Annotated in this window: 22 protein-coding genes and 2 pseudogenes; 17 read left to right on the top strand and 7 right to left on the bottom strand. The window is 43.3% G+C overall.

Translation table 11 applies throughout. The annotated features are described in order from the left end of the window. Positions 1-172 precede the first annotated feature (172 nt). Positions 173-2,746 carry a glycerol-3-phosphate 1-O-acyltransferase PlsB gene (gene plsB / locus ACG9ZB_RS12330; protein WP_419326026.1) on the bottom strand — a complete coding sequence of 858 codons (2,574 nt, stop codon included), beginning with the start codon at positions 2,744-2,746 and terminating at the stop codon, positions 173-175. 291 nt (positions 2,747-3,037) lie between these two features. Here plsB and ACG9ZB_RS12325 point away from each other — a divergent pair, with 291 nt between their 5' ends. Further along, on the top strand, positions 3,038-3,910 hold the full coding sequence (locus tag ACG9ZB_RS12325) for an acyl-CoA thioesterase (RefSeq protein ID WP_419326024.1): 873 nt from the start codon (positions 3,038-3,040) through the stop codon (positions 3,908-3,910). 229 nt (positions 3,911-4,139) lie between these two features. Continuing rightward, on the top strand, positions 4,140-5,399 hold the full coding sequence (locus tag ACG9ZB_RS12320; protein ID WP_419326023.1) for a dicarboxylate/amino acid:cation symporter: 1,260 nt from the start codon (positions 4,140-4,142) through the stop codon (positions 5,397-5,399). A gap of 57 nt (positions 5,400-5,456) precedes the next feature. Here the strand turns inward: ACG9ZB_RS12320 and ACG9ZB_RS12315 are convergent. The 6 genes and pseudogenes from ACG9ZB_RS12315 to ACG9ZB_RS12290 form a co-directional block, all read right to left on the bottom strand. Then, positions 5,457-6,382, bottom strand: a pseudogene (locus tag ACG9ZB_RS12315) (metal-dependent hydrolase). A gap of 232 nt (positions 6,383-6,614) precedes the next feature. Beyond that, entirely contained in the window at positions 6,615-7,475 is an 861-nt protein-coding gene (gene yihA, locus ACG9ZB_RS12310) for a ribosome biogenesis GTP-binding protein YihA/YsxC (protein WP_419326021.1), read from the bottom strand. Between the two features lie 103 nt (positions 7,476-7,578). Then, positions 7,579-8,028, bottom strand: coding sequence for an RrF2 family transcriptional regulator (locus ACG9ZB_RS12305; RefSeq protein ID WP_419326019.1), 450 nt, complete (start codon positions 8,026-8,028; stop codon positions 7,579-7,581). 87 nt (positions 8,029-8,115) lie between these two features. Continuing rightward, positions 8,116-9,324 carry an NO-inducible flavohemoprotein gene (hmpA, locus tag ACG9ZB_RS12300; RefSeq protein WP_419326018.1) on the bottom strand — a complete coding sequence of 403 codons (1,209 nt, stop codon included), beginning with the start codon at positions 9,322-9,324 and terminating at the stop codon, positions 8,116-8,118. 149 nt (positions 9,325-9,473) lie between these two features. Then, positions 9,474-11,057: a helicase HerA-like domain-containing protein gene (locus ACG9ZB_RS12295; protein WP_419326016.1), complete on the bottom strand. Its 1,584-nt coding sequence runs from the start codon at positions 11,055-11,057 to the stop codon at positions 9,474-9,476. Positions 11,058-11,065: 8 nt separating this feature from the next. Continuing rightward, a complete protein-coding gene (locus ACG9ZB_RS12290) occupies positions 11,066-12,286 on the bottom strand; it encodes a PLP-dependent transferase (protein ID WP_419326035.1) in 1,221 nt (406 codons plus the stop codon). 149 nt (positions 12,287-12,435) lie between these two features. On the opposite strand from ACG9ZB_RS12290, the gene ACG9ZB_RS12285 reads away from it, so the two are divergent. From ACG9ZB_RS12285 to rplE, 15 genes and pseudogenes are all read left to right on the top strand, one after another. After that, positions 12,436-13,176 (top strand): type 1 glutamine amidotransferase, encoded by a 741-nt coding sequence (locus ACG9ZB_RS12285; protein WP_419326015.1) that lies wholly within the window; start codon positions 12,436-12,438, stop codon positions 13,174-13,176. A gap of 261 nt (positions 13,177-13,437) precedes the next feature. Next, positions 13,438-13,749, top strand: a complete 312-nt coding sequence (gene rpsJ / locus ACG9ZB_RS12280) for a 30S ribosomal protein S10 (protein WP_000070912.1) — start codon at positions 13,438-13,440, stop codon at positions 13,747-13,749. Positions 13,750-13,809: 60 nt separating this feature from the next. Further along, positions 13,810-14,448: a 50S ribosomal protein L3 gene (gene rplC, locus ACG9ZB_RS12275; protein ID WP_234964885.1), complete on the top strand. Its 639-nt coding sequence runs from the start codon at positions 13,810-13,812 to the stop codon at positions 14,446-14,448. A gap of 11 nt (positions 14,449-14,459) precedes the next feature. Beyond that, on the top strand, positions 14,460-15,062 hold the full coding sequence (gene rplD, locus ACG9ZB_RS12270; RefSeq protein WP_004691326.1) for a 50S ribosomal protein L4: 603 nt from the start codon (positions 14,460-14,462) through the stop codon (positions 15,060-15,062). Next, complete coding sequence (gene rplW / locus ACG9ZB_RS12265) at positions 15,059-15,379, top strand: 50S ribosomal protein L23 (RefSeq protein ID WP_004691323.1); 321 nt, start codon at positions 15,059-15,061, stop codon at positions 15,377-15,379. The genes rplD and rplW overlap by 4 nt, the downstream gene beginning before the upstream one ends. Positions 15,380-15,390: 11 nt before the next feature. Then, positions 15,391-16,215 (top strand): 50S ribosomal protein L2, encoded by an 825-nt coding sequence (gene rplB, locus ACG9ZB_RS12260; RefSeq protein ID WP_004691322.1) that lies wholly within the window; start codon positions 15,391-15,393, stop codon positions 16,213-16,215. 19 nt (positions 16,216-16,234) lie between these two features. Next, positions 16,235-16,510: a 30S ribosomal protein S19 gene (gene rpsS, locus ACG9ZB_RS12255; protein WP_004281508.1), complete on the top strand. Its 276-nt coding sequence runs from the start codon at positions 16,235-16,237 to the stop codon at positions 16,508-16,510. A gap of 9 nt (positions 16,511-16,519) precedes the next feature. Then, complete coding sequence (gene rplV, locus ACG9ZB_RS12250; RefSeq protein ID WP_004691320.1) at positions 16,520-16,849, top strand: 50S ribosomal protein L22; 330 nt, start codon at positions 16,520-16,522, stop codon at positions 16,847-16,849. Position 16,850: 1 nt separating this feature from the next. Beyond that, positions 16,851-17,667: pseudogene (gene rpsC / locus ACG9ZB_RS12245) on the top strand (30S ribosomal protein S3). Beyond that, entirely contained in the window at positions 17,607-18,020 is a 414-nt protein-coding gene (gene rplP, locus ACG9ZB_RS12240; RefSeq protein WP_004691317.1) for a 50S ribosomal protein L16, read from the top strand. The pseudogene rpsC and the gene rplP overlap by 61 nt, the downstream one beginning before the upstream one ends. After that, positions 18,020-18,217 carry a 50S ribosomal protein L29 gene (gene rpmC / locus ACG9ZB_RS12235; protein ID WP_004650482.1) on the top strand — a complete coding sequence of 66 codons (198 nt, stop codon included), beginning with the start codon at positions 18,020-18,022 and terminating at the stop codon, positions 18,215-18,217. Before rplP ends, rpmC begins: the two co-directional genes overlap by 1 nt. Next, positions 18,214-18,471 carry a 30S ribosomal protein S17 gene (gene rpsQ, locus ACG9ZB_RS12230; protein WP_004691314.1) on the top strand — a complete coding sequence of 86 codons (258 nt, stop codon included), beginning with the start codon at positions 18,214-18,216 and terminating at the stop codon, positions 18,469-18,471. Before rpmC ends, rpsQ begins: the two co-directional genes overlap by 4 nt. A gap of 92 nt (positions 18,472-18,563) precedes the next feature. Further along, entirely contained in the window at positions 18,564-18,932 is a 369-nt protein-coding gene (rplN, locus tag ACG9ZB_RS12225; RefSeq protein WP_004657680.1) for a 50S ribosomal protein L14, read from the top strand. 9 nt (positions 18,933-18,941) lie between these two features. Continuing rightward, positions 18,942-19,259, top strand: a complete 318-nt coding sequence (gene rplX / locus ACG9ZB_RS12220) for a 50S ribosomal protein L24 (RefSeq protein ID WP_004691313.1) — start codon at positions 18,942-18,944, stop codon at positions 19,257-19,259. A gap of 15 nt (positions 19,260-19,274) precedes the next feature. Continuing rightward, positions 19,275-19,811, top strand: coding sequence for a 50S ribosomal protein L5 (gene rplE / locus ACG9ZB_RS12215; protein ID WP_004691311.1), 537 nt, complete (start codon positions 19,275-19,277; stop codon positions 19,809-19,811). Positions 19,812-19,819: the final 8 nt, after the last annotated feature.

Raw genomic sequence — 19,819 nt, 5'->3', positions numbered from 1 at the left:
TGAACAAAGAAATTTAAATCCTGTGCTTGACTCTTATGGTTAAAAACAGGACATTTTAAATGGTTTATCGCATAGACATTTTAATTGGTGAATAACAATATTTTCATTTTTATTCGTAGGCTTACAGCATAGGCGCCTACATTTTGTAGATACCTATGCATTTAAGAAAAAATTACTTTTTCTTACGTTTCGAACGCTTCTTCGCTTGTTCAGCAGCCACTTTGTCTAGCGTGTCTTTCAACTCTTCATCGCTGAAAGTGGTGATGTGTTGCAACATTTGTAGCGTGACATCATCTAGTACCAAGTTGGCATATTGCGCAACGTTTTGAAAGTTCTCATCAAACACAATCGCGTTATCTGAGTTGGTGCTGATATAACCCTGTTGCGTGAGCACTTTAATAAAGCTCTGGAACAAGGCTTTATCAAAGAATTCAGGTGAATTGAACTCATACAGTACTGAAAGACGCTGACCGACCAAATGACTCAGTTCTTCCACCTGACGCGCTGAAATGTTCCCAGAACCACGTTGTGTAATCAGCGCAAGTGTCATGTAGTACCGCTCAAGACTCTGCATGACTGGTGCTGCCAATACCACCAACTGGTTATGATTTTCGCTGTTTGGAGCAGGAGAAATCAAGTGGCCTTCGGCATCTTCAGAAATCAGTTTAGCTTGAATCAAACCATCTACATAGGCACAGATTTGATCTTTGAGTTCAGCATCTTCCCATTTTAAAAACAATTCTGCTTTTAAGAATGGATATAGCGTGCGAATTACATTGATTAAATCACCACGGCCAATGGTTCCATTGTGTTCAACCAAAGCGGCAACGAGTGATGGCAAGACAAAGGCATGCAAAATGTTATTACGGAAGTAGGTCAGCAGTACGGCTTGATTGTCCGCAATCGCAATAATGTCACCAAGAACGTGATTGATACGCTTGATCAGTTTTAGCTTTAAACCATAAGCAATGATTTCTTTACCTGATAATGGCGTGACCAAGAGGCGCTCATCATAAGGAAGTGTAGTCAACAACTTACGATAGGTATCAAGCTGTTTGATGCAGATTTCTTCATCCAGCGTATGCTTCTCAGTGGCCAACAGAACCAAAGACAAGAGTGAAACAGGATTCACCACAGCTGCACGGTTAATATTTTCTAAAATTGCATGTGCTGAACTGTTGACTGCATCAGAGACTTCTTGCGGAATGGGATCATCATTTTTAGCAATTTGCACATTCTCAGCGCCATGCTTTTTCAGCATGTCATCGAGGAAAACAGGCTCGCCAAAGTTGAGATGGACTTTTCCGAAAATACGTTCAATTTTGCGTAAGGTTTGCAGAATCCCAAAGACAGACTCGGCTTCTTTTGGTTTACCGTTCATCTCGCCGACGTAGGTTGCACCTTCCATCAATCGTTCATAGCCAATATAGGTCGGAACAAAGACAATCGGTTTGGCACGCCCACGCAAGTGACTGTGCACCGTCATGGCTAACATACCTGTCTTTGGTGGTAGCAGACGACCTGTACGTGAACGACCACCTTCGATGAAGTATTCCAAAGGCGTGTTGCGCGACAAAATGCTGTATAGGTATTCTTTAAAGACCGAAGTGTAGAGCGCGTTACCGCGGAAAGTACGGCGAATAAAGAATGCACCGCCACCACGTAAAATTTGCCCAACAAATGGCATATTCAGGTTATCGCCCGCAGCAATATAAGGCACCATCAAACCACGGTTATACACCACATAAGACAGCAGTAAATAGTCGATATGGCTGCGGTGACATGGGGTATACACAATTTCGTAGTCTTTAGCCAACTCACGAACCGTATTGAAATTATGAACTTCAACCCCGTCATAGAGCTGCGTCCATAATCGTGCTAGCGCCATTTCCGCAAAACGGATGGTCGAATGTGAGTAATCCGATACGATTTCATTGATATAACCAATGGCACGACGTTCTGCGTCCAACATGCTAATTTTGCCGCGGATACTTTCACGGCGAATGGCTTCTTGTACGTCATTCGATTTAATCAATGAATGCATCACGTTGCGACGGTCTGAAAGGTCAGGGCCGAGTACCGCTTCACGGTGTGCATCGAGCTGATTATTTAAGGTGTTTAGAATATAAGTCGCAGGTGATAAATTCGGATAGGTGGTTTTTGCAAAGTCGACCAATGCACGTAGAGACTGACTTTCATGAAACTCTAAAAATGACTGACGACCATGTAAACCAATATTCATCAGCTGCTTCACCGTACTTGGAGTTGCCCAAGTGTCGGTAAATAGTAATTTAAACCAAGAGTCTTCTTTATCTGGTGAACGTCCCCACAGTACCGTCACAGGTACCAGCTCCACGTCTAAATCGGGTTGTTGTTCTAAAGCTTCAACTAGACGTAATAGGCGCGGTGGAAAGGTGTGTGGTGAAGGGTTAAGTAAATTATTTTCATCGTTATGTTGTAAAAACACGATCGATGCTTTTTCTTGATGTGTCCCCACGACCAAAGGATCGAGTGCAGGAGCAAGTTTTAAACGACGCGTTTCACCATCCACCAATAGCGCATTACTGCGTGAGTGGTTTTGAAGCACATAACAGACAATTTTTTTGGGATGGCCTGAAGCTGTTGGGTCAGCATCTGTTGCTGTCGGTTCTGTTGGAACCTCACCCAATACATGTGGGGTTACTATGAGGTCAAGAAGCTTACTTGAAAGCTTTCTATACATTTGACCAAAGCCACTTTTGGACATATACACTCCTGCTTAAATGACCAATCCCGCAGTTTGTCTGAAGGGGTATTTATTTTGCGTAATTGTAAACATAAACCGTATGTCATTTCCTGACAAATTTGTTTTATATGGTGAATTTTATCGTTAAAAATCGTATTTTTAGTCGGACATAACGAAAAAAACTTATGACAACTCAGTCAAGTAATCTATAGGGTTTTAGTCTGAATTTATGGCAAAATAGATTTTAATATCGATATCATACCTCATCACTTTATAGAAAAATCTGGTCTCTCACCATTAAGTAGGTTGCTTATGAATGCCTTAACCCAAGAGTTGGTTGAATTACTGAGCCTCGAAAAAATTGAGGAAAATATCTTTCGTGGAAAAAGCCGTAATTTGGTTGGGAAGCGTGTTTTTGGCGGACAAGTCTTAGGTCAGGCCCTACGTGCGGCATCATATACGACGGATCGTCCAGCTCATTCTTTACATGCATACTTTTTATTTGGTGGCGATGTGAACGCGCCGATTATCTATGAAGTTGATCGAATTCGTGATGGTCGTAGTTTTGTCAGTCGCCAAGTGCGTGCTATTCAGCATGGTAAAACCATCTTTATGTGTATGGTGTCTTTTGCTGACAATGAAGAAGGCTTGAATTATCAAATCGGTGAGCCTGAGTATCCAGCACCAGAGTCTTTAAAGTCTGAGGCTGAACTGAAAAAAATGATGGTGGAATTTGTGCCTGAAAATGTGCGTGCAAGTTTTATGCGGGATCGTCATGTGGAAATTCGTCCTATCAATCCACAGAACCCGTACCAACCGCAGCCTGAAGCACCTGTGTATGCGCACTATATTCGCACGCATGACCGTATAGTAGCAGAGGTGGATGAGATTTCATTGCATCAGGCAATTGCGGCATTCTATTCAGATTTCACTTTAATGACCACGGCACTGCGCCCACATGGTTTAAGTTATCTTTCGCCAAGTTTACAGTGTGCGAGTATCGATCATGCCATGTATTTCCATAAACCCTTTCGCGTGGATGACTGGATGCTGTATGACATGGACGCCACAGTCAGTGCCAGTTCACGTGGTTTAAACTTTGGACGAATGTGGCAAAACGGTGAGTTGGTGTGTAGTACCACGCAAGAAGGTTTGATTCGTCTCCGTGAAATCGAAGCCCAATAAAGCCTGATCATAAAAAAGCTGAGTGATATGACTCAGCTTTTTTTATGGCTGATTTTATGACTGAAAGGTGGTCAGGGCAGAGCTAGAAGTTGAGCTTCAATTGTAATGGTTTCACCTTTTGGAGAGAGGTATATGGGGAAATGTGCAGTACTTGTGACAAAAAAATGCTCGATTCTAGTCCATTCACATGGCATAGTTTCCCAAAGAAATCTTTGAAAAGCATGAAGCTATGAGCTTAAACACGCAAATTCTAATTGCCGCGATCTTCGGGGTCATCTTCGGATTTATTTTAAATCTTTTCCCTGAGACCGCTTTTTTAGAGATGAGTTTGTATGGCATCGGGGTGGTCAGCAGTATTTTTATTGGTCTGCTAAAAATGCTTCTGATTCCTCTCATTTTTAGCTCAATTGTGGTGGGGGTATCCAACTTACAAGCGGGCGGTCAGCTCTCCCTTGTTTGGAAAATTACGCTGGCATGTTGTGTCACCACCACGACTTTGGCCTTGATATTGGGTTTAAGCTGCGCGCATTTATTTGAAGTCGGCAAAGGTGTCGATATCGCCATGTTCCAAGATGCCATGGTCTCTCATCAAACGCCAGATACGCTTACGCCATCTTCGTTCTTCACCAACTTTATTCAAAATACGCTGATTAACCCGTTCAAAGCTTTTGCCGAAGGCAATGTTTTAGCGGTGGTGGTTTTTGCATTATTCATAGGTGTGGCACTGGTTAAAGGCGGCGAAAAATTCCGTACGGTACGTAAGCTAAGTCAACAGTTCTTTGACATCATGATGTTGATGATTGGTTGGGTGATGAAGCTAGCCCCGCTAGGAATTTTTGCTTTACTTGCTAAGTTGATTGCAACCGAAGACATTTCGGTATTGAGTCGTTTGGCAGAGTTTGCGGCTGTGGTAACGGGCACAACCATTTTTCATGGTCTGGTGGTTTTGCCGCTATTGCTATGGATTTTTGGCAAGATGAATCCGATGACCTTTTTTAAAGGTACACGTGTGGCGTTAATTACGGCTTTTGCTACCAGTTCAAGCTCGGCGACCATGCCTTTATCACTCAAGTGTGCACAAGAAAATCTTGGTGTACGTCCGCAAACGGCAGGCTTTGTGATTCCGTTAGGGACGCAGCTGAATATGGATGGTACTGCGCTGTATGAGGCGGCGGCAGCTTTGTTTATTGCCAACTTGATGGGACTAGATTTGACCTTGAGTCAGCAGCTGGTGGTGTGTCTGACGGCGATGATTGCTTCTTTAGGTGCTCCGGGAATTCCGAGTGCAGGCATGGTCACCATGATTATGGTATTGCAGTCTGTCGGGCTTCCTGCTGAAGCGATTGCGATTTTATTGCCGATTGATCGCTTGTTGGATACCGTGCGAACTGTGGTAAATGTACAAGGGGACATGATGATTAGTGTGGTAGTGGATCGACATACCAAGGATTTGGATGCACCTTTGCCCAACTTATCGAACTCTTCTTAAGCCTTGCTCTAAAATAAAAAAAGCAGCTGATTGAGCTGCTTTTTTTTATTTTTGGATTTAAACGACTTTGAGCATGGCACGTTTTGCTGCAGGGGATTGGTCTAAGTAGGTAATCGCATCTTCTGTTTTGGCTTCGTGTACAGGGTCATACCACGGCACCAAATAGCCAAACTGTTGTGACACTAACCAGAGCGGGCTTGGTAGTACTTGATGATTCCGCTTGGAAATAGACAGCCACTCACGCCAAATCCAAGGTTTAAACAGACTGGGTTGAATCGACTTAAAGCGGTCATCTTGTTTCATAATATAAGATGCACCATCAACCCATAAACCAAGCACGGCAGCAATCACCACCAGACTCAAATAATAGCGCGCAATATAGCCTCCACCTAAATGTCGGTACAAATCAAATGCGACGGTACGGTGTTCAATTTCTTCTGCGCCGTACCATTTGATTAAGTCTAACATCGCAGGGTTAGCGCCCATTTTTTTCCATTCGGTGTTATACAGTGCATATTTGCCAAGCACGCAGGTCATGTGTTCCAGCGTGGCAATAATACCGAGTCGAAAAAGATCCCACTGGTGTTCAAGTGCTTTGGGTACCGTCAAATCAAGCGGCTTATCGGCCAGTAATTTCCCAAATAAGAAATCCATCAATGCTAGATTACGGGAGACATCAATATTTCTTTGGCTGAGTTGTGTACCTTCGCATGCATGGCTTCTTGGCGAATAAAGGCTTGTACATCTTGCTTCAGCTTTTCATCGCTAATTTGCGGTAAAACTTTGTTATAGAGGCGGCAGAACCAGAACTCACCTGCGGGTAGGATCATATTAATTTCATTGATGAAATAGCTGGCAAAAGGTTGGTTGGGAATCCAATCAATCGGGCTGTCTTGCCATTCAAATTTAACTTTGCGGGGCTTAATGGTGTAGGCAATCGAAGAGCGAATTTTGTTTTTTTTCAATCGAGACCATAATTTCATATGCTGACCTATTTTTATATGTGTTGAACTTTTTCACGAGCTGAATAAAGTCAGTATAGTCAAGCTACTTTATTATCCATACATTATTCGAAAAAAATCTAAATAATTCATCGACTTATTTTTATTGGTTTTATAATGATTTGACTATATAAAAAAAAGTCCCCGATTGCGATTAGCAACAGGGGACACAGATACAGCAAATATGATGCTTTTATAGATTGGCGTTTAAAACTTAAGCCTCAGACTGTGGTTTGGTTTCCACATCGTCTTCAGCATCAAGATCCATAGCGGGTTCAGGATCTTCATCGAATTCGTCTGCATCTAGCTCATCGGCTGTCGCATCTGGAATGCTGCTTAAGTCAAAGTGTTGGGCTTGATCTAAAGTAAAATTCAATCGTCCGCCCATCACACTTGCCAGTTCTTCTAGGCCTTGTTTATTGAGAGAAGAGAACAATTGAATTGAGAAATCCAGTTTCATTTTTTTCAATTGGGCTTTAACTTCTTGCAATGCTTTAGAAGCAGGGCCACGGTTGAGTTTATCGGACTTGGTTAGCAGTACATGCACAAACAATTTACGTGAATACGCCCATTCCAACATCATCACGTCAAAGTGCTGTAGCGGATGACGAATATCCATCAACAACACTAAACCTTGTAAGCTTTTACGCTGAATCAGGTAATTTTCTAACTCTTTTTGCCACACGATTTTCATCGCTTCAGGCACGGCTGCATAACCATAACCGGGTAAGTCGACGAGACGTTGGTCAGGATTACCCAGACTGAAAAAGTTAATCATCTGCGTACGACCCGGTTTTTTCGAGGCACGAGCCAATTGCTTTTGGTTGGTTAAGGCATTGATAGCACTGGACTTGCCTGCATTTGAACGACCCGCAAAGGCAATTTCATAGCCTGTATCTTCTACACACAGGTTGAGCTTCGGGGCACTCATTAAAAACTCTGCTTTACGCAGCCAGTTGAGAGCGCGCACAGCATATTCAGTAACTGCAGAATCTACCTTTTTTTCATAGCTAATTTTTTGCTTTGGGGCAGCAGCAATTTTACTGTTTTTGGATTTTCCTCGGCTGTGGTGCATAACTCAACTTCAATTTATGATCTACAATCAGCCATTATAATGGAAGTCGAGCAGGCAATCGACCTTTGCAGTGTAAAGTCCGTAATCTTGTCTGTAAAAGACCTTAATCGGCAAGATTGATCAGGTTAATCGGCGAGTGGGTTGTGAACTTATTCTGAGGCTCAGTGCCCAGTACATCAGATAAGGTGTACTGGTCTAGGCTATGATAGAACTGGTCTAGCGCTTGATCTAAGATCCCTTTCAGTCCGCAATTTGAACGGAGTACGCAAGGTGGGGTATTGCATTCCACAATATTCTGATCTGCTTGTAAGATCCGTACAATCTCGCCTAGTCTTAAATGTAGGGTTTCTGGATTGAGTCGAATCCCACCGCCACGACCGCGTGCAGTAATAATCCACTGCTGTTTCGCCATAAAGTGTACGATTTTCATCAAGTGATTTTCAGACACTTGTAGTGCTTGCGCCAGTTCTGCGATGGTATGCGGCAGCGCTTTCGGCTGTGAAACATACATCAGAATTCGCAAAGCATAATCGGTAAATTTATTGAGCTGCATGAGGGTACTGATCGTTGATAAGCAAAAAACAAAGGGCTAGTCTAGCATAACTGACTAACCCTCTCTATTTTATGCCGATGGCATGGGTTAGTGGTGAACACCACCTGTGCCAAAAGCTTCACTGTGAATATTTTCTGCAGGAACACCACGGGCAATCAGAGCTTTTTGTTGCTCAGCCATAAATGGCATTGGGCCGCATAAATAATAATCTGCTTGCGTTGGTAGAATCGCACTATCAATGGTACTCAAATCAAGACGACCTTTCGCATCAAAGTCTTGACCTAAAATATCACTTTGATGTGGAAACTCGTAAGCAGTAAAGGTACTTAGGCGAGGGTACTTCGCTTTTAAGTCATGAATGTGCTGTTTCATGGCATGCACTTGTTTACTACGACATGCATGAATGAAGGTTACAGGCTCAGGCATATCTAAAGTCACCAATTGATTCAGCATTGCCACCATTGGGGTGAGACCCACACCACCACTAATAAAGACATTACGTTTGTTTGGATCAATCAGGTAGAAGTTACCTGTTGGTGCAGACACTTCAATTTCGGCACCAACGTCCAGACCATGTAGAGTATTTGAAACCCAGCCTGCAACCAAGTCGCCTTTTTCATCTTCACGTTTAACTGAGATGCGTAAATAATCTGCTTGAGGACTCGTTGAAAGGGTGTATTGGCGAGGTTGTTTTAGACCAAGTTCCTCAACAAATACACGTACTGAAATGTACTGACCTGCTTCATATTTTGGTAAATCACCACCGTCCACAGGGGCAAGATAGAAAGAAGTAATTTCATCGCTTTCAACCACTTTTTTCGCAATTTTAAAGTTGCGCCAGCCTAACCAGCTCCCTTTGGTTTGTTGATGTTGCTCATAAATCGCTTTTTCAGTGCTAATGAATAAATCAGCCAATTGACCATACGCTGCAGCCCAAGCATCAATCAATGGATCTTCCATTGAAATACTCAAAACTTCACTAATCGAATGGAGGAGGTTTTCCCCAACAATGTTGTAGTCAGGTGCTTGAATATTCAAGCTGACATGTTTGTGGGCAATCAGCTCAACCACAGGGAGTAATACTGAAGGATCTTCAATGTTTTCTGCATAGGCCAACACAGCACCCGCCAAAGCTTGGGCTTGAGCACCACTGCGTTGATGCCCCATATTAAAGGTTTCTTTTAAATTAGGATTATTGCCTAACATACGGTTATAAAAATAACCCGTGAGTGCGACACCATTTTCACGAAGGACAGGAACAGTTGCTTTTACAAGGTCAATTTGCTGCGGAGTCATGTTTGATCTCTCTTGGCTATCATTTATAAGATGTATTTAAAATATACCTTTGAAGATGCAATGTAAATACATCTTTAAATAAAAGCTTAATTTTTATATGGGATATATGAATATCCCATAAATTTTGATTTTTAGATTTAAAAAGTAGATCACTTACGCCCAAACAAAGAGCCGAGTAAACCACGGACGATTTTTTGTCCCGTACTGCCGCCGAGGCTGCGGGCGGCGCTTTTGGCAAAAGTTCCTACTGTGTCTTGAATTAGCTTCTCACGCTGTTTCGCTTCACGTTCAGCTTCTTTCTGCTGTTCTTTCGAAATCCGCGCTTGCTCACGTGCTTGTTGCTTCGCTAGTGTTTCAGCTTCTTTGGCTTGCTGTTTTGCGAGTGCCTCTTGTTCTTTGGCTTGTTGTTTCTCTTGCTCTATCTGTACTGCTTGTTGTTGGCGTTCAACCACTTTATTTTGTAGAAGTTCAAAAGCACTTTCACGGTCTAGACTTTTTTCATAAATACCTGCCACGATACTTTGTGAAATTAAGGTTTGACGTTGCTCTGGGCTAATGGGACTGAAAGACGAGTAGGGTGGCATCACCCATGCACGCTCTACAATTTGCGGTGTGCCTTGTTCATCTAAGCAACTAATCAAAGCTTCACCCACAGCTAGCTCGGTGATGGCTTGCTCAACCTTAAATTCAGGGTTGGCACGGAAGGTGTCTGCAGCTGTTTTTACCGCTTTTTGATCTTTCGGAGTAAAGGCACGTAAGGCATGTTGTACACGATTTCCGAGCTGCCCTAACACGCTTTCAGGCAAATCCAGTGGGTTTTGCGTGACAAAGTAAATACCCACCCCCTTGGAACGGATTAGGCGCACCACTTGTTCAATTTTTTCTTGCAGTGCTGCACTGGCATTATCAAACAGCAAATGCGCTTCATCAAAGAAGAACACTAGCTTGGGCTTGTCCATATCGCCAACCTCAGGCAGCTGTTCAAACAGTTCAGAGAGCATCCAGAGTAGAAAAGTGGCATAGAGCTTTGGAGTATTCATGAGCTTGTCTGCGGCTAGAATATTGATATAGCCATGACCATTACTGTCGGTCTGAATAAAGTCGAGAATATTTAAGCTGGGCTCCCCGAAGAATTGATCACCACCTTGATCGGCCAGTGCCAATAAATTCCGTTGAATCGCGCCAAGGCTGGCAGGAGATAGGTTGCCATATTCGGCTTTAAACTCTGCGGCATGTTCACTGACATAACCAATCATGGCTTTTAAGTCTTTAAAGTCGATCAGTAACATGCCTTGATCATCTGCAATACGAAACACCGCAGAAAGCCCCCCTTCTTGGGTATCATTTAAATTCAGCATTCGCGCCAGCAACAGCGGGCCAATTTCGGTAATCGTGGTACGAATAGGATGACCTTGTTCAGCAAATAAATCCCAAAACACCACGGGGGATGCAGCAAAGGGAATGCTGTCGATGCCTAAACTTTTAATGCGTTCATCAAATTTGGGATTGGATGCACCTGCCTGCGCTAAGCTGGAAACATCACCTTTGGCATCGGCTAAAAATACGGGCACTCCGAGTCTGGAAAAACTTTCAGCCAACACCTTCAGGGTTACGGTTTTACCTGTCCCTGTTGCACCTGCAATTAAGCCATGACGGTTGGCAAACTTCGAGTGTAGAACAACATCTTGTTGGGTATTCGTGGTTTTCTTAGCAATGATGATCGGGGTGCTCATACTTCTTCCTATTCAATTTTTTTGTGATGGTTATTCAGTTGTTTTAGTGCATTTTCTATATCTTGAATTAAATCTGCAGGATGTTCTAGTCCTATACAAAAGCGAACCAATAAACCTTGTTGTAAATGTGTATGCGCAAGTGCACGCATGTCTTTGAGGTCATACAACATCACCAAACTGATAGGACCGCCCCAGCTAAAGCCGAGTTTAAAGAGTGAAAGGGCATCACAAAATTGACGAATATCCTGTAGATCAAATTCAGGCTTGAAAATGACACTGACCAAACCTGCACTGTGTTGATCGACACAAATGTCTTTCCAATATGAATGACCCGCAGCATTCGGATTGGCAGGGTGTAAGACCTGCACAAATTCAGGTTGTTGTTCTAGCCATGCCAGGAGTTGTAGCGCACTTTCAGACTGTGCGGCATAACGAATGCGCATTGATGCTAGACTACGTTGGACTTGAGCAACATCATCCCCAGAGACGCTAATGCCTTGAATGGCATGCGTGCGAAAGAGTTGATGATGTAAAGCTCGCTCGCGTGTCACGACTGAGCCCATTAAAATGTCTCCACCGCCACTTGGGTACTTGGTTAAAGCATGTACCGTCACATCTACACTTAAGTGCGCATCACTAAAATCAAAAGCATTAAAGGCAAGGCCTGCGCCCCACGTATTGTCTAGAACAGTGAGCACATGATGTGTTTGTGCCTTTTTCACCAGTCCGACCAAATCTGGAAACTCCAGTGTGACCGAGCCTGCGGCTTCTAGCCAAATCAGTTTTGCTTTTTCTGTCGGTTGGAAAGACGACACATCAATAGGGTTATAAACACGAACATCAATGCCATAGCGTTTTTCTAGATTACGAAGATGCTCCATGTTTGGCCCGTAGATATTATCCGCTACCCAAACTTCATCACCATGACTTAAAAAACATGAGTTCACTAGGTTGATGGCAGATAAACCACTTGGTGCCAATAAGCAGTAGGTTCCACCCTCAATTTGTGCAATGTTATCGCCTAACGTAAATGTGGTGGGGGTGCCATGGGTGCCATAACTATAGTCATACTCATCGGTCCAATGGCGATTAAACAGTGCATCTGTATCTTTAAAAATAATCGTCGATGCACGATACAGGGGAGGTTGGACTGTTGAGATGTACTGAGGTGCTTGTCTTGGTGCATGAACTAATGCGGTTTGCGGGTTTTTTTTCACGAATCGACTCATCATAAAGCGATAAATTGTTTTTAGCTTAAGAGAAAGTTTCTAAATAGGCGAGAAAATTGAACAAATGTGAATAAAGGTAAACAAAATAAAAAGTTGGCTTCAATTTTGCTAAATCATCTGCAAGGATAGTAAAAAGAAGGCATAAGCGCATGACGTCGCATTTAAAAGTACATTATTTTCAGCATATTGCTGGTGAAGGGTTCGGCAGTTGCTATACATATTTAAAACAACAAGGTGCAGTGATTAGTGCAACAGAGTTTTTTGCTTTACCTATAGATCAAGCCTTAGAGATAGAAGCTTTACCGAGCATTGAGGATGTCGACTTACTCATCATTATGGGTGGGACCATGAGTGTGAATGATGAAGCGAATTTTCCATGGTTAAAGATTGAGAAGCGTTGGTTAAGGCGTTACTTGGCCGCAGGAAAACCCGCGATTGGCTTATGCTTGGGAGGGCAATTGATTGCGAATGCTCTCGGTGCCGCGGTCAGTCGCAATGAACAACAGGAGTTGGGTTGGGCGACAGTACGCAAAATCCAGCACGTCCCAACAGGATGCTTTGAGTTACCTGAACAGTTTAATGTGATGCAATGGCATAGTGAGACTTTTGAAATTCCAAAAGGTGCTGTACATTTGGCTGAAAATACAGTCTGTCGCAATCAAATGTACCAAATTGGAAAGAATGTATTGGGTTTTCAATTTCACCCAGAGATCGTGCCAGAAACCTTGGCACTCTTTTTAGAAAATGATGACGAACTGAATAAGTTTTCGGGTCAATACGTGGCAACTGAAACCGAATTGAAAAAATCGCCAAAATTAAATTTTATTGAGGGAAATCAAATCCTTAATAGTGCAATTGATTATGTGTTGCGGCAAACAGTCTATTGGTGATTTTTTAAGCTACTGATAATTCAAACAAATTGAATATATTGTAAAAAACCAAAAATGGATTTGCTTATGCATTAAACAATGGCTATAATGAGCGACCCTTTGATGAAAGGGGGTTAACTGCGAATAAAGTAGTTAACATCGTGACAGTCATGGCATCGATCATGACCTTAGTGATATTTCACTGCTCTTGACACTTACCTTTTAGTGGGGTGAGATGCGTCAGGAGTGATTCTTTATATATTTGGCTTGGAGTTTACTGGTATGTCTAACCAGAGAATTCGTATCCGTTTGAAGTCTTTTGATCACCGTTTAATTGATCAATCAGCTCAAGAAATCGTAGAAACAGCAAAACGTACAGGCGCACAAGTTTGTGGTCCAATTCCAATGCCTACACGCATTGAACGTTTTAACGTTTTAACATCACCACACGTTAACAAAGATGCGCGTGACCAATACGAGATCCGCACTTATAAACGTTTGATCGACATCGTTCAACCTACAGACAAAACTGTAGATGCATTGATGAAGTTAGATCTTGCAGCTGGTGTTGATGTTCAGATCGCATTGGGTTAAGGCTTTCGGGTTAATTAACGCTCTAAGTTAATTAGGCCGCTTTTTTAGAGGTTTATGCACATGGCTATTGGTTTAGTCGGTCGCAAGTGCGGTATGACACGTATCTTTACAGATGCTGGTGTTTCTGTGCCTGTTACAGTGATTGAGGTTGATCCTAACCGCATCACTCAAATCAAAACGCTTGAAACTGATGGTTATCAAGCGATTCAAATCACTACTGGTGAACGTCGCGAATCTCGCGTAACTAACGCTCAGAAAGGTCACTTCGCAAAAGCGGGTGTTGCTGCTGGTCGTCTAGTTCAAGAATTCCGTGCAACAGAAGCTGATCTTGAAGGTCGTGAAGTTGGTGGAACTATCGGTGTAGACATGTTCACAGTTGGTCAAGTAGTTGACGTAACTGGTCAGTCGAAAGGTAAAGGTTTCCAAGGTGGTGTTAAGCGTTGGAACTTCCGTACGCAAGATGCGACTCACGGTAACTCAGTTTCTCACCGTGTTCTAGGTTCTACAGGTCAAAACCAGACTCCTGGTCGCGTGTTCAAAGGCAAAAAAATGGCTGGCCATTTAGGTGCTGAACGCGTAACTGTACAGGGTCTAGAAATTGTATCTATCGACACAGAACGTTCAGTTTTAGTAGTGAAGGGTGCAATTCCTGGTGCTACTGGTGGTGACGTAACTGTTCGTCCTACGATCAAGGCCTGAGGGGAAATAACGTGAATTTAAATACTGTTTCCGGCTCTGCTGTTGAATTATCAGAAGTTGCGTTCGGTCGTGAATTCAATGAAGCTCTTGTACATCAGGTTGTTACAGCTTATTTAGCTGGTGGCCGTCAAGGTTCAAAAGCTCAGAAATCACGTGCAGACGTTTCTGGCGGTGGCAAAAAGCCATTCCGTCAAAAAGGTACTGGTCGCGCTCGTGCTGGTTCTATTCGTAGCCCAATCTGGGTAGGTGGTGGTAAAACTTTTGCTGCTCGCCCACAAGATTGGTCTCAAAAAGTTAACCGCAAAATGTATCGCGGTGCAATGCAATGTATCTTAGCTGAACTTGTTCGCCAAGATCGTCTTGTATTGGTTGAAGAGTTTGCTGTTGCTGCTCCAAAAACTAAAGAGTTGCTTGCAAAACTTAACGACTTGAATGCTACTCGTGCATTGATCGTTACAGAATCTGTAGATGAGAATCTATACCTTGCAGCCCGCAACATTCCACACGTTGATGTGGTTGATGCTGCTGCTATCGATCCTGTTAGCTTGATTGCGTTCGATAAAGTTGTTATGTCTGTAGCTGCTGCTAAGAAAATTGAGGTAGAACTCGGATGAACAACGAACGTATCTATCAAGTCCTACAAGGACCTGTATTCTCAGAAAAAGCACAAGTTTTAGGCGAAACTGCTGGTGTTCAAGTTTTCAAAGTTGCACTTGATGCAAACAAGCTTGAAATCAAAAAAGCTGTTGAGCAATTGTTTGGTGTTCAAGTTGTTAAAGTTAACACAACGATCACTAAAGGTAAGACTAAACGCTTTGGTAAAACATTAGGACGTCGTTCTGATGTTAAAAAAGCATACGTCACCCTGAAAGCTGGCCAAGATGTTGAAATGGCTGACTTGGGCGATACCGCTGAAAGCGCAGCGGAATAAGGACGAAATTTATGCCGATTCAAAAATGTAAGCCAACGTCTCCTGGACGTCGCTTTGTAGAGAAAGTCGTTCACGACCATCTTCACAAAGGTGCGCCTTATGCTCCGTTGGTTGAAGCTAAAAAACGTACTGGTGGTCGTAATAACAACGGTCACATCACGACTCGTCACGTTGGTGGCGGTCACAAGCAGCACTACCGTCTAGTTGACTTTAAACGTAACAAAGATGGTATTCCTGCAACTGTAGAGCGTATTGAATACGATCCTAACCGTACAGCACACATTGCACTAGTATTGTATGCTGATGGTGAGCGTCGCTACATCATCGCGCCTAAAGGCCTTCGTGCTGGCGATAAAGTTCAATCTGGTAACGATGCTCCAATTCGTCCAGGCAACTGTTTACCGCTTCGCAACATGCCTATCGGTTCTACTCTTCACAACATCGAACTTAAAATCGGTAAAGGTGCTCAATTAGCGCGTTCTGCTGGTACTTCGGTTCAATTGTTGGGTCGTGACGGTTCTTACGCTATCGTTCGTTTACGTTCTGGTGAAATGCGTAAAATTCACGTTGAGTGCCGTGCAGTTCTTGGTGAAGTTTCTAACCAAGAAAGCAACCTTCGTTCACTTGGTAAAGCAGGTGCAGCACGCTGGCGTGGCGTTCGTCCTACCGTTCGTGGTATGGCGATGAACCCAGTAGATCACCCGCACGGTGGTGGTGAAGGTCGTAGCAAAGGTATTCAACCTGTAAGCCCATGGGGTCAAAAAGCTAAAGGGTACAAGACACGTACCAATAAGCGTACGACTAAGATGATTATTCGCGACCGTCGCGTTAAGTAACAAGTAAAGGAATCTGACAATGCCTCGTTCTCTGAAAAAAGGCCCATTCGTCGATGCGCACTTGTTCGCTAAGGTTGAAGCGGCTATCGCGGCTAATAACCGTAAGCCGATCAAAACTTGGTCGCGTCGTTCGATGATCCTCCCAGATTTTGTTGGTTTAACAATTTCTGTACATAATGGCCGTAACCATGTTCCAGTGATCGTATCTGAACATATGGTTGGTCACAAGCTTGGTGAATTCGCGCCAACTCGTACCTATCGTGGTCACGGTGTTGACAAGAAATCTAAACGTTAAGGTGCTATGATGGAAGTTACTGCTAAATTACGCGGTGCCGCTATCTCGGCACAAAAAACTCGTTTGGTTGCAGACCTAATCCGTGGCAAATCTGTTGCTCACGCGCTTAATATTCTTAACTTCAGCAACAAAAAAGCTGCAGTTTTGGTTAAAAAAGCATTGGAATCTGCAATTGCAAACGCTGAACACAATAACAGTTTAGATGTAGACGACCTTAAGGTTACTACGATTTACGTTGATGAAGGCACTAGCCTTAAGCGTATTATGCCACGTGCTAAAGGCCGTGCAGATCGTATTACTAAGCGTACTTGTCACATTACCGTTAAGGTAGGGGTTTGATATGGGTCAGAAGGTTCATCCAATCGGTATCCGCCTTGGTGTTGTAAAACGTCATAACGCCAACTGGTATGCGAGTCCGAAACAATACGCTGAATACTTGCTTAAAGATCTTCAAGTTCGTGAGTTTTTAACTAAAAAACTTAAGAATGCAATGATCAGCAATATTCTTATCGAACGTCCTACGGGCGCTGCTAAAGTAACGATTAGCACTGCACGTCCTGGTATCGTTATCGGTAAAAAAGGCGAAGACATTGAGAAATTACAGCGTGAACTTACTCAAATTATGGGTATTCCAGCGCAAGTAAGCATCAATGAAATCGATCGCCCAGACTTAGACGCTCGTTTAGTTGCTGAAGCTATCGCTTCTCAATTAGAAAAACGTGTAATGTTCCGTCGTGCTATGAAGCGTGCGGTTCAAAACACAATGCGTGCTGGTGCTAAAGGTATCAAAGTTGAAGTATCAGGCCGTTTAGGTGGTGCTGAGATTGCACGTACTGAGTGGTATCGTGAAGGTCGCGTACCTTTGCATACACTTCGTGCAGACATCGATTATTCAACTATGCGTGCTGAAACGACTTACGGTACGATTGGTGTTAAAGTTTGGATCTTCCGTGGTGAGATCTTGGGTGGCATGAAACAAGTCATGAACCCGGCTCCAGCTGAAGAACGTCCAGCTAAACGCGGTCGTGGTCGTGGTGAAGGTCAAGAGCGTCGTGGTCGTCGCAATGATCGTTCTGCTGAAAAAGGAGAATAATCCATGTTACAACCTAAACGTACTAAATTCCGTAAAGTGCAGAAAGGCCGTAACACTGGTCTAGCTCACCGCGGTAGCTCGGTATCTTTTGGTACAATCGCACTTAAATCTGTTGAGCGTGGTCAAATGACTGCTCGTCAAATTGAAGCAGCGCGTCGTACAATCAGCCGTCGTATTAAACGTGGTGGTAAGATCTTTATCCGTGTTTTCCCAGACAAGCCAATTACTTCTAAGCCTCTTGAAGTGCGTATGGGTAAAGGTAAAGGTTCTGTGGAATATTGGGTTTGTCAAATCAAACCAGGTAAAGTCTTGTACGAAATTGATGGTGTTAACGAAGAATTGGCTCGCGAAGCGTTTACGCTTGCAGCTGCTAAACTTCCGTTTAAAACCACTATCGTGACTCGGACGGTAATGTAATGAAAACTAAAGATCTACGTGAAAAGTCGGTAGAAGAGTTGACAGCTTTGCTTGATGAGCAACAGCTTAACCAATTCCGTCTTCGTATGGCAAAAGCAACTGGTCAATTGGGTAAATCGCACGAAGTTGCGCTTACTCGTAAAACAATTGCTCGTATTAAGACACTCCTTACCGAAAAACAGGGGAACGGACAATGAGTGAACAAACAGTTCGCACGTTAACCGGCAAAGTAGTAAGCGACAAAATGGACAAGTCTATTGTTGTACTTATCGAACGCCGCGTTCAACACCCGTTGTATGGCAAATCAATCCGCCGTTCAACTAAATTACATGCTCACGATGAGAACAACACAGCTAAAACTGGCGACGTTGTGACTATCAAAGAAAGCCGCCCAATTTCTAAAACTAAGTCTTGGACTCTAGTTGAAGTTGTTGAGGCTGCTGCTGAGTAATTAGACGTATCTGTTGCATCATCGGTTAATTTCGAGTACTCTTTGAGCCTTTCGAAATTGTGACCGGTGATGCTCGGTTTTGGAGTAGGGCAATGATTCAAACCGAAAGTATGCTAGACGTAGCAGACAATAGTGGTGCTCGCCGCGTACAATGTATTAAAGTACTTGGTGGTTCACACCGTCGTTATGCTTCTGTTGGCGACATTATTAAAGTTACTGTAAAAGAAGCTATTCCACGCGCACGTGTTAAAAAAGGTGACGTGATGAATGCTGTTGTAGTTCGTACAAAATTCGGTATCCGTCGTCCAGACGGTTCAGTGATTCGTTTCGACGATAACGCTGCTGTTATTTTGAACAACAACAAAGCGCCGATTGCAACTCGTATTTTCGGACCAGTGACTCGTGAACTTCGTACTGAACAGTTCATGAAAATTATTTCACTGGCTCCTGAAGTTCTATAAGAGGCAATCATGGCTAAGATTAAAAAAGGCGATCAAGTTATTGTGATCGCAGGTAAAGAAAAAGGCAAACAGGGTACTGTTCTGTCTGTTTCAAATGACCGTGTTATGGTTGAAGGCCTTAACTTGGTTAAGAAGCATCAAAAGCCGAACCGTGCAACAGGTGCTGAAGGCGCTGTAGTTACACAAGAAGCTTCGCTTCATATCTCTAACGTGGCAATTTTTAATGCTACAACCCAAAAGGCTGACCGTGTTGGTTACCAAGTGACTGAAGGCGTGAAAACTCGCGTTTACAAGTCAAATGGTGAATCAGTGGCGGTAGCGAAGTAATAGGTTGAAAAGGCAATGGCCAGACTTAAAACGCGTTACAACGACGAACTTAAGGCTCAATTACAAGAGACTTTAGCCGTTAAAAATGTGATGGATATTCCTCGCATTACTAAAATCACGATCAACATGGGTGTTGGCGCAGCTGCTGCTGACAAAAAACTCCTTGATGGTGCTCTTGCTGATATGCAAGCTATCGCTGGTCAAAAACCAGTTCTTACGTTAGCTCGCAAATCAATCGCTGGTTTCAAAATCCGTGATGGTTGGCCGATTGGTTGTAAAGTTACTTTACGCGGCGAACGTATGTACGAATTCTTAGACCGTCTAATCTCGATTGCGATCCCTCGTATCCGTGACTTCCGTGGTTTCTCTGCGAAATCATTTGACGGTCGTGGTAACTACTCAATGGGTCTTAAGGAACAAATCATGTTCCCTGAAATCGATTTTGATAAGATTGATCGTATTCGTGGTATGGATATTACCATCACTACGACTGCTCGCACCGATGACGAAGGCCGTGCGCTTATGCGTGCATTCGGCTTCCCGTTCAAATAAGAGGTCGA

This window comes from Acinetobacter johnsonii (assembly GCF_048551975.1).
GTDB classification, from domain to species: Bacteria; Pseudomonadota; Gammaproteobacteria; order Pseudomonadales; family Moraxellaceae; genus Acinetobacter; species Acinetobacter johnsonii_A.
The sequence above is the reverse complement of the archived record's forward strand: the minus strand, read 5'-3'. Positions and strand labels throughout refer to the sequence as shown.

What these genes read in the sequence shown, in the direction of transcription:
- plsB (WP_419326026.1), bottom strand. Translation starts at nt 2,746, where the DNA reads ATGTCCAAAAGTGGCTTTGGTCAAATGTATAGAAAGCTTTCAAGTAAG.
- ACG9ZB_RS12325 (WP_419326024.1), top strand. Translation starts at nt 3,038, where the DNA reads ATGAATGCCTTAACCCAAGAGTTGGTTGAATTACTGAGCCTCGAAAAA.
- ACG9ZB_RS12320 (WP_419326023.1), top strand. Translation starts at nt 4,140, where the DNA reads ATGAGCTTAAACACGCAAATTCTAATTGCCGCGATCTTCGGGGTCATC.
- yihA (WP_419326021.1), bottom strand. Translation starts at nt 7,475, where the DNA reads ATGCACCACAGCCGAGGAAAATCCAAAAACAGTAAAATTGCTGCTGCC.
- ACG9ZB_RS12305 (WP_419326019.1), bottom strand. Translation starts at nt 8,028, where the DNA reads ATGCAGCTCAATAAATTTACCGATTATGCTTTGCGAATTCTGATGTAT.
- hmpA (WP_419326018.1), bottom strand. Translation starts at nt 9,324, where the DNA reads ATGACTCCGCAGCAAATTGACCTTGTAAAAGCAACTGTTCCTGTCCTT.
- ACG9ZB_RS12295 (WP_419326016.1), bottom strand. Translation starts at nt 11,057, where the DNA reads ATGAGCACCCCGATCATCATTGCTAAGAAAACCACGAATACCCAACAA.
- ACG9ZB_RS12290 (WP_419326035.1), bottom strand. Translation starts at nt 12,286, where the DNA reads ATGAGTCGATTCGTGAAAAAAAACCCGCAAACCGCATTAGTTCATGCA.
- ACG9ZB_RS12285 (WP_419326015.1), top strand. Translation starts at nt 12,436, where the DNA reads ATGACGTCGCATTTAAAAGTACATTATTTTCAGCATATTGCTGGTGAA.
- rpsJ (WP_000070912.1), top strand. Translation starts at nt 13,438, where the DNA reads ATGTCTAACCAGAGAATTCGTATCCGTTTGAAGTCTTTTGATCACCGT.
- rplC (WP_234964885.1), top strand. Translation starts at nt 13,810, where the DNA reads ATGGCTATTGGTTTAGTCGGTCGCAAGTGCGGTATGACACGTATCTTT.
- rplW (WP_004691323.1), top strand. Translation starts at nt 15,059, where the DNA reads ATGAACAACGAACGTATCTATCAAGTCCTACAAGGACCTGTATTCTCA.
- rplB (WP_004691322.1), top strand. Translation starts at nt 15,391, where the DNA reads ATGCCGATTCAAAAATGTAAGCCAACGTCTCCTGGACGTCGCTTTGTA.
- rpsS (WP_004281508.1), top strand. Translation starts at nt 16,235, where the DNA reads ATGCCTCGTTCTCTGAAAAAAGGCCCATTCGTCGATGCGCACTTGTTC.
- rplV (WP_004691320.1), top strand. Translation starts at nt 16,520, where the DNA reads ATGGAAGTTACTGCTAAATTACGCGGTGCCGCTATCTCGGCACAAAAA.
- rplP (WP_004691317.1), top strand. Translation starts at nt 17,607, where the DNA reads ATGTTACAACCTAAACGTACTAAATTCCGTAAAGTGCAGAAAGGCCGT.
- rpmC (WP_004650482.1), top strand. Translation starts at nt 18,020, where the DNA reads ATGAAAACTAAAGATCTACGTGAAAAGTCGGTAGAAGAGTTGACAGCT.
- rpsQ (WP_004691314.1), top strand. Translation starts at nt 18,214, where the DNA reads ATGAGTGAACAAACAGTTCGCACGTTAACCGGCAAAGTAGTAAGCGAC.
- rplN (WP_004657680.1), top strand. Translation starts at nt 18,564, where the DNA reads ATGATTCAAACCGAAAGTATGCTAGACGTAGCAGACAATAGTGGTGCT.
- rplX (WP_004691313.1), top strand. Translation starts at nt 18,942, where the DNA reads ATGGCTAAGATTAAAAAAGGCGATCAAGTTATTGTGATCGCAGGTAAA.
- rplE (WP_004691311.1), top strand. Translation starts at nt 19,275, where the DNA reads ATGGCCAGACTTAAAACGCGTTACAACGACGAACTTAAGGCTCAATTA.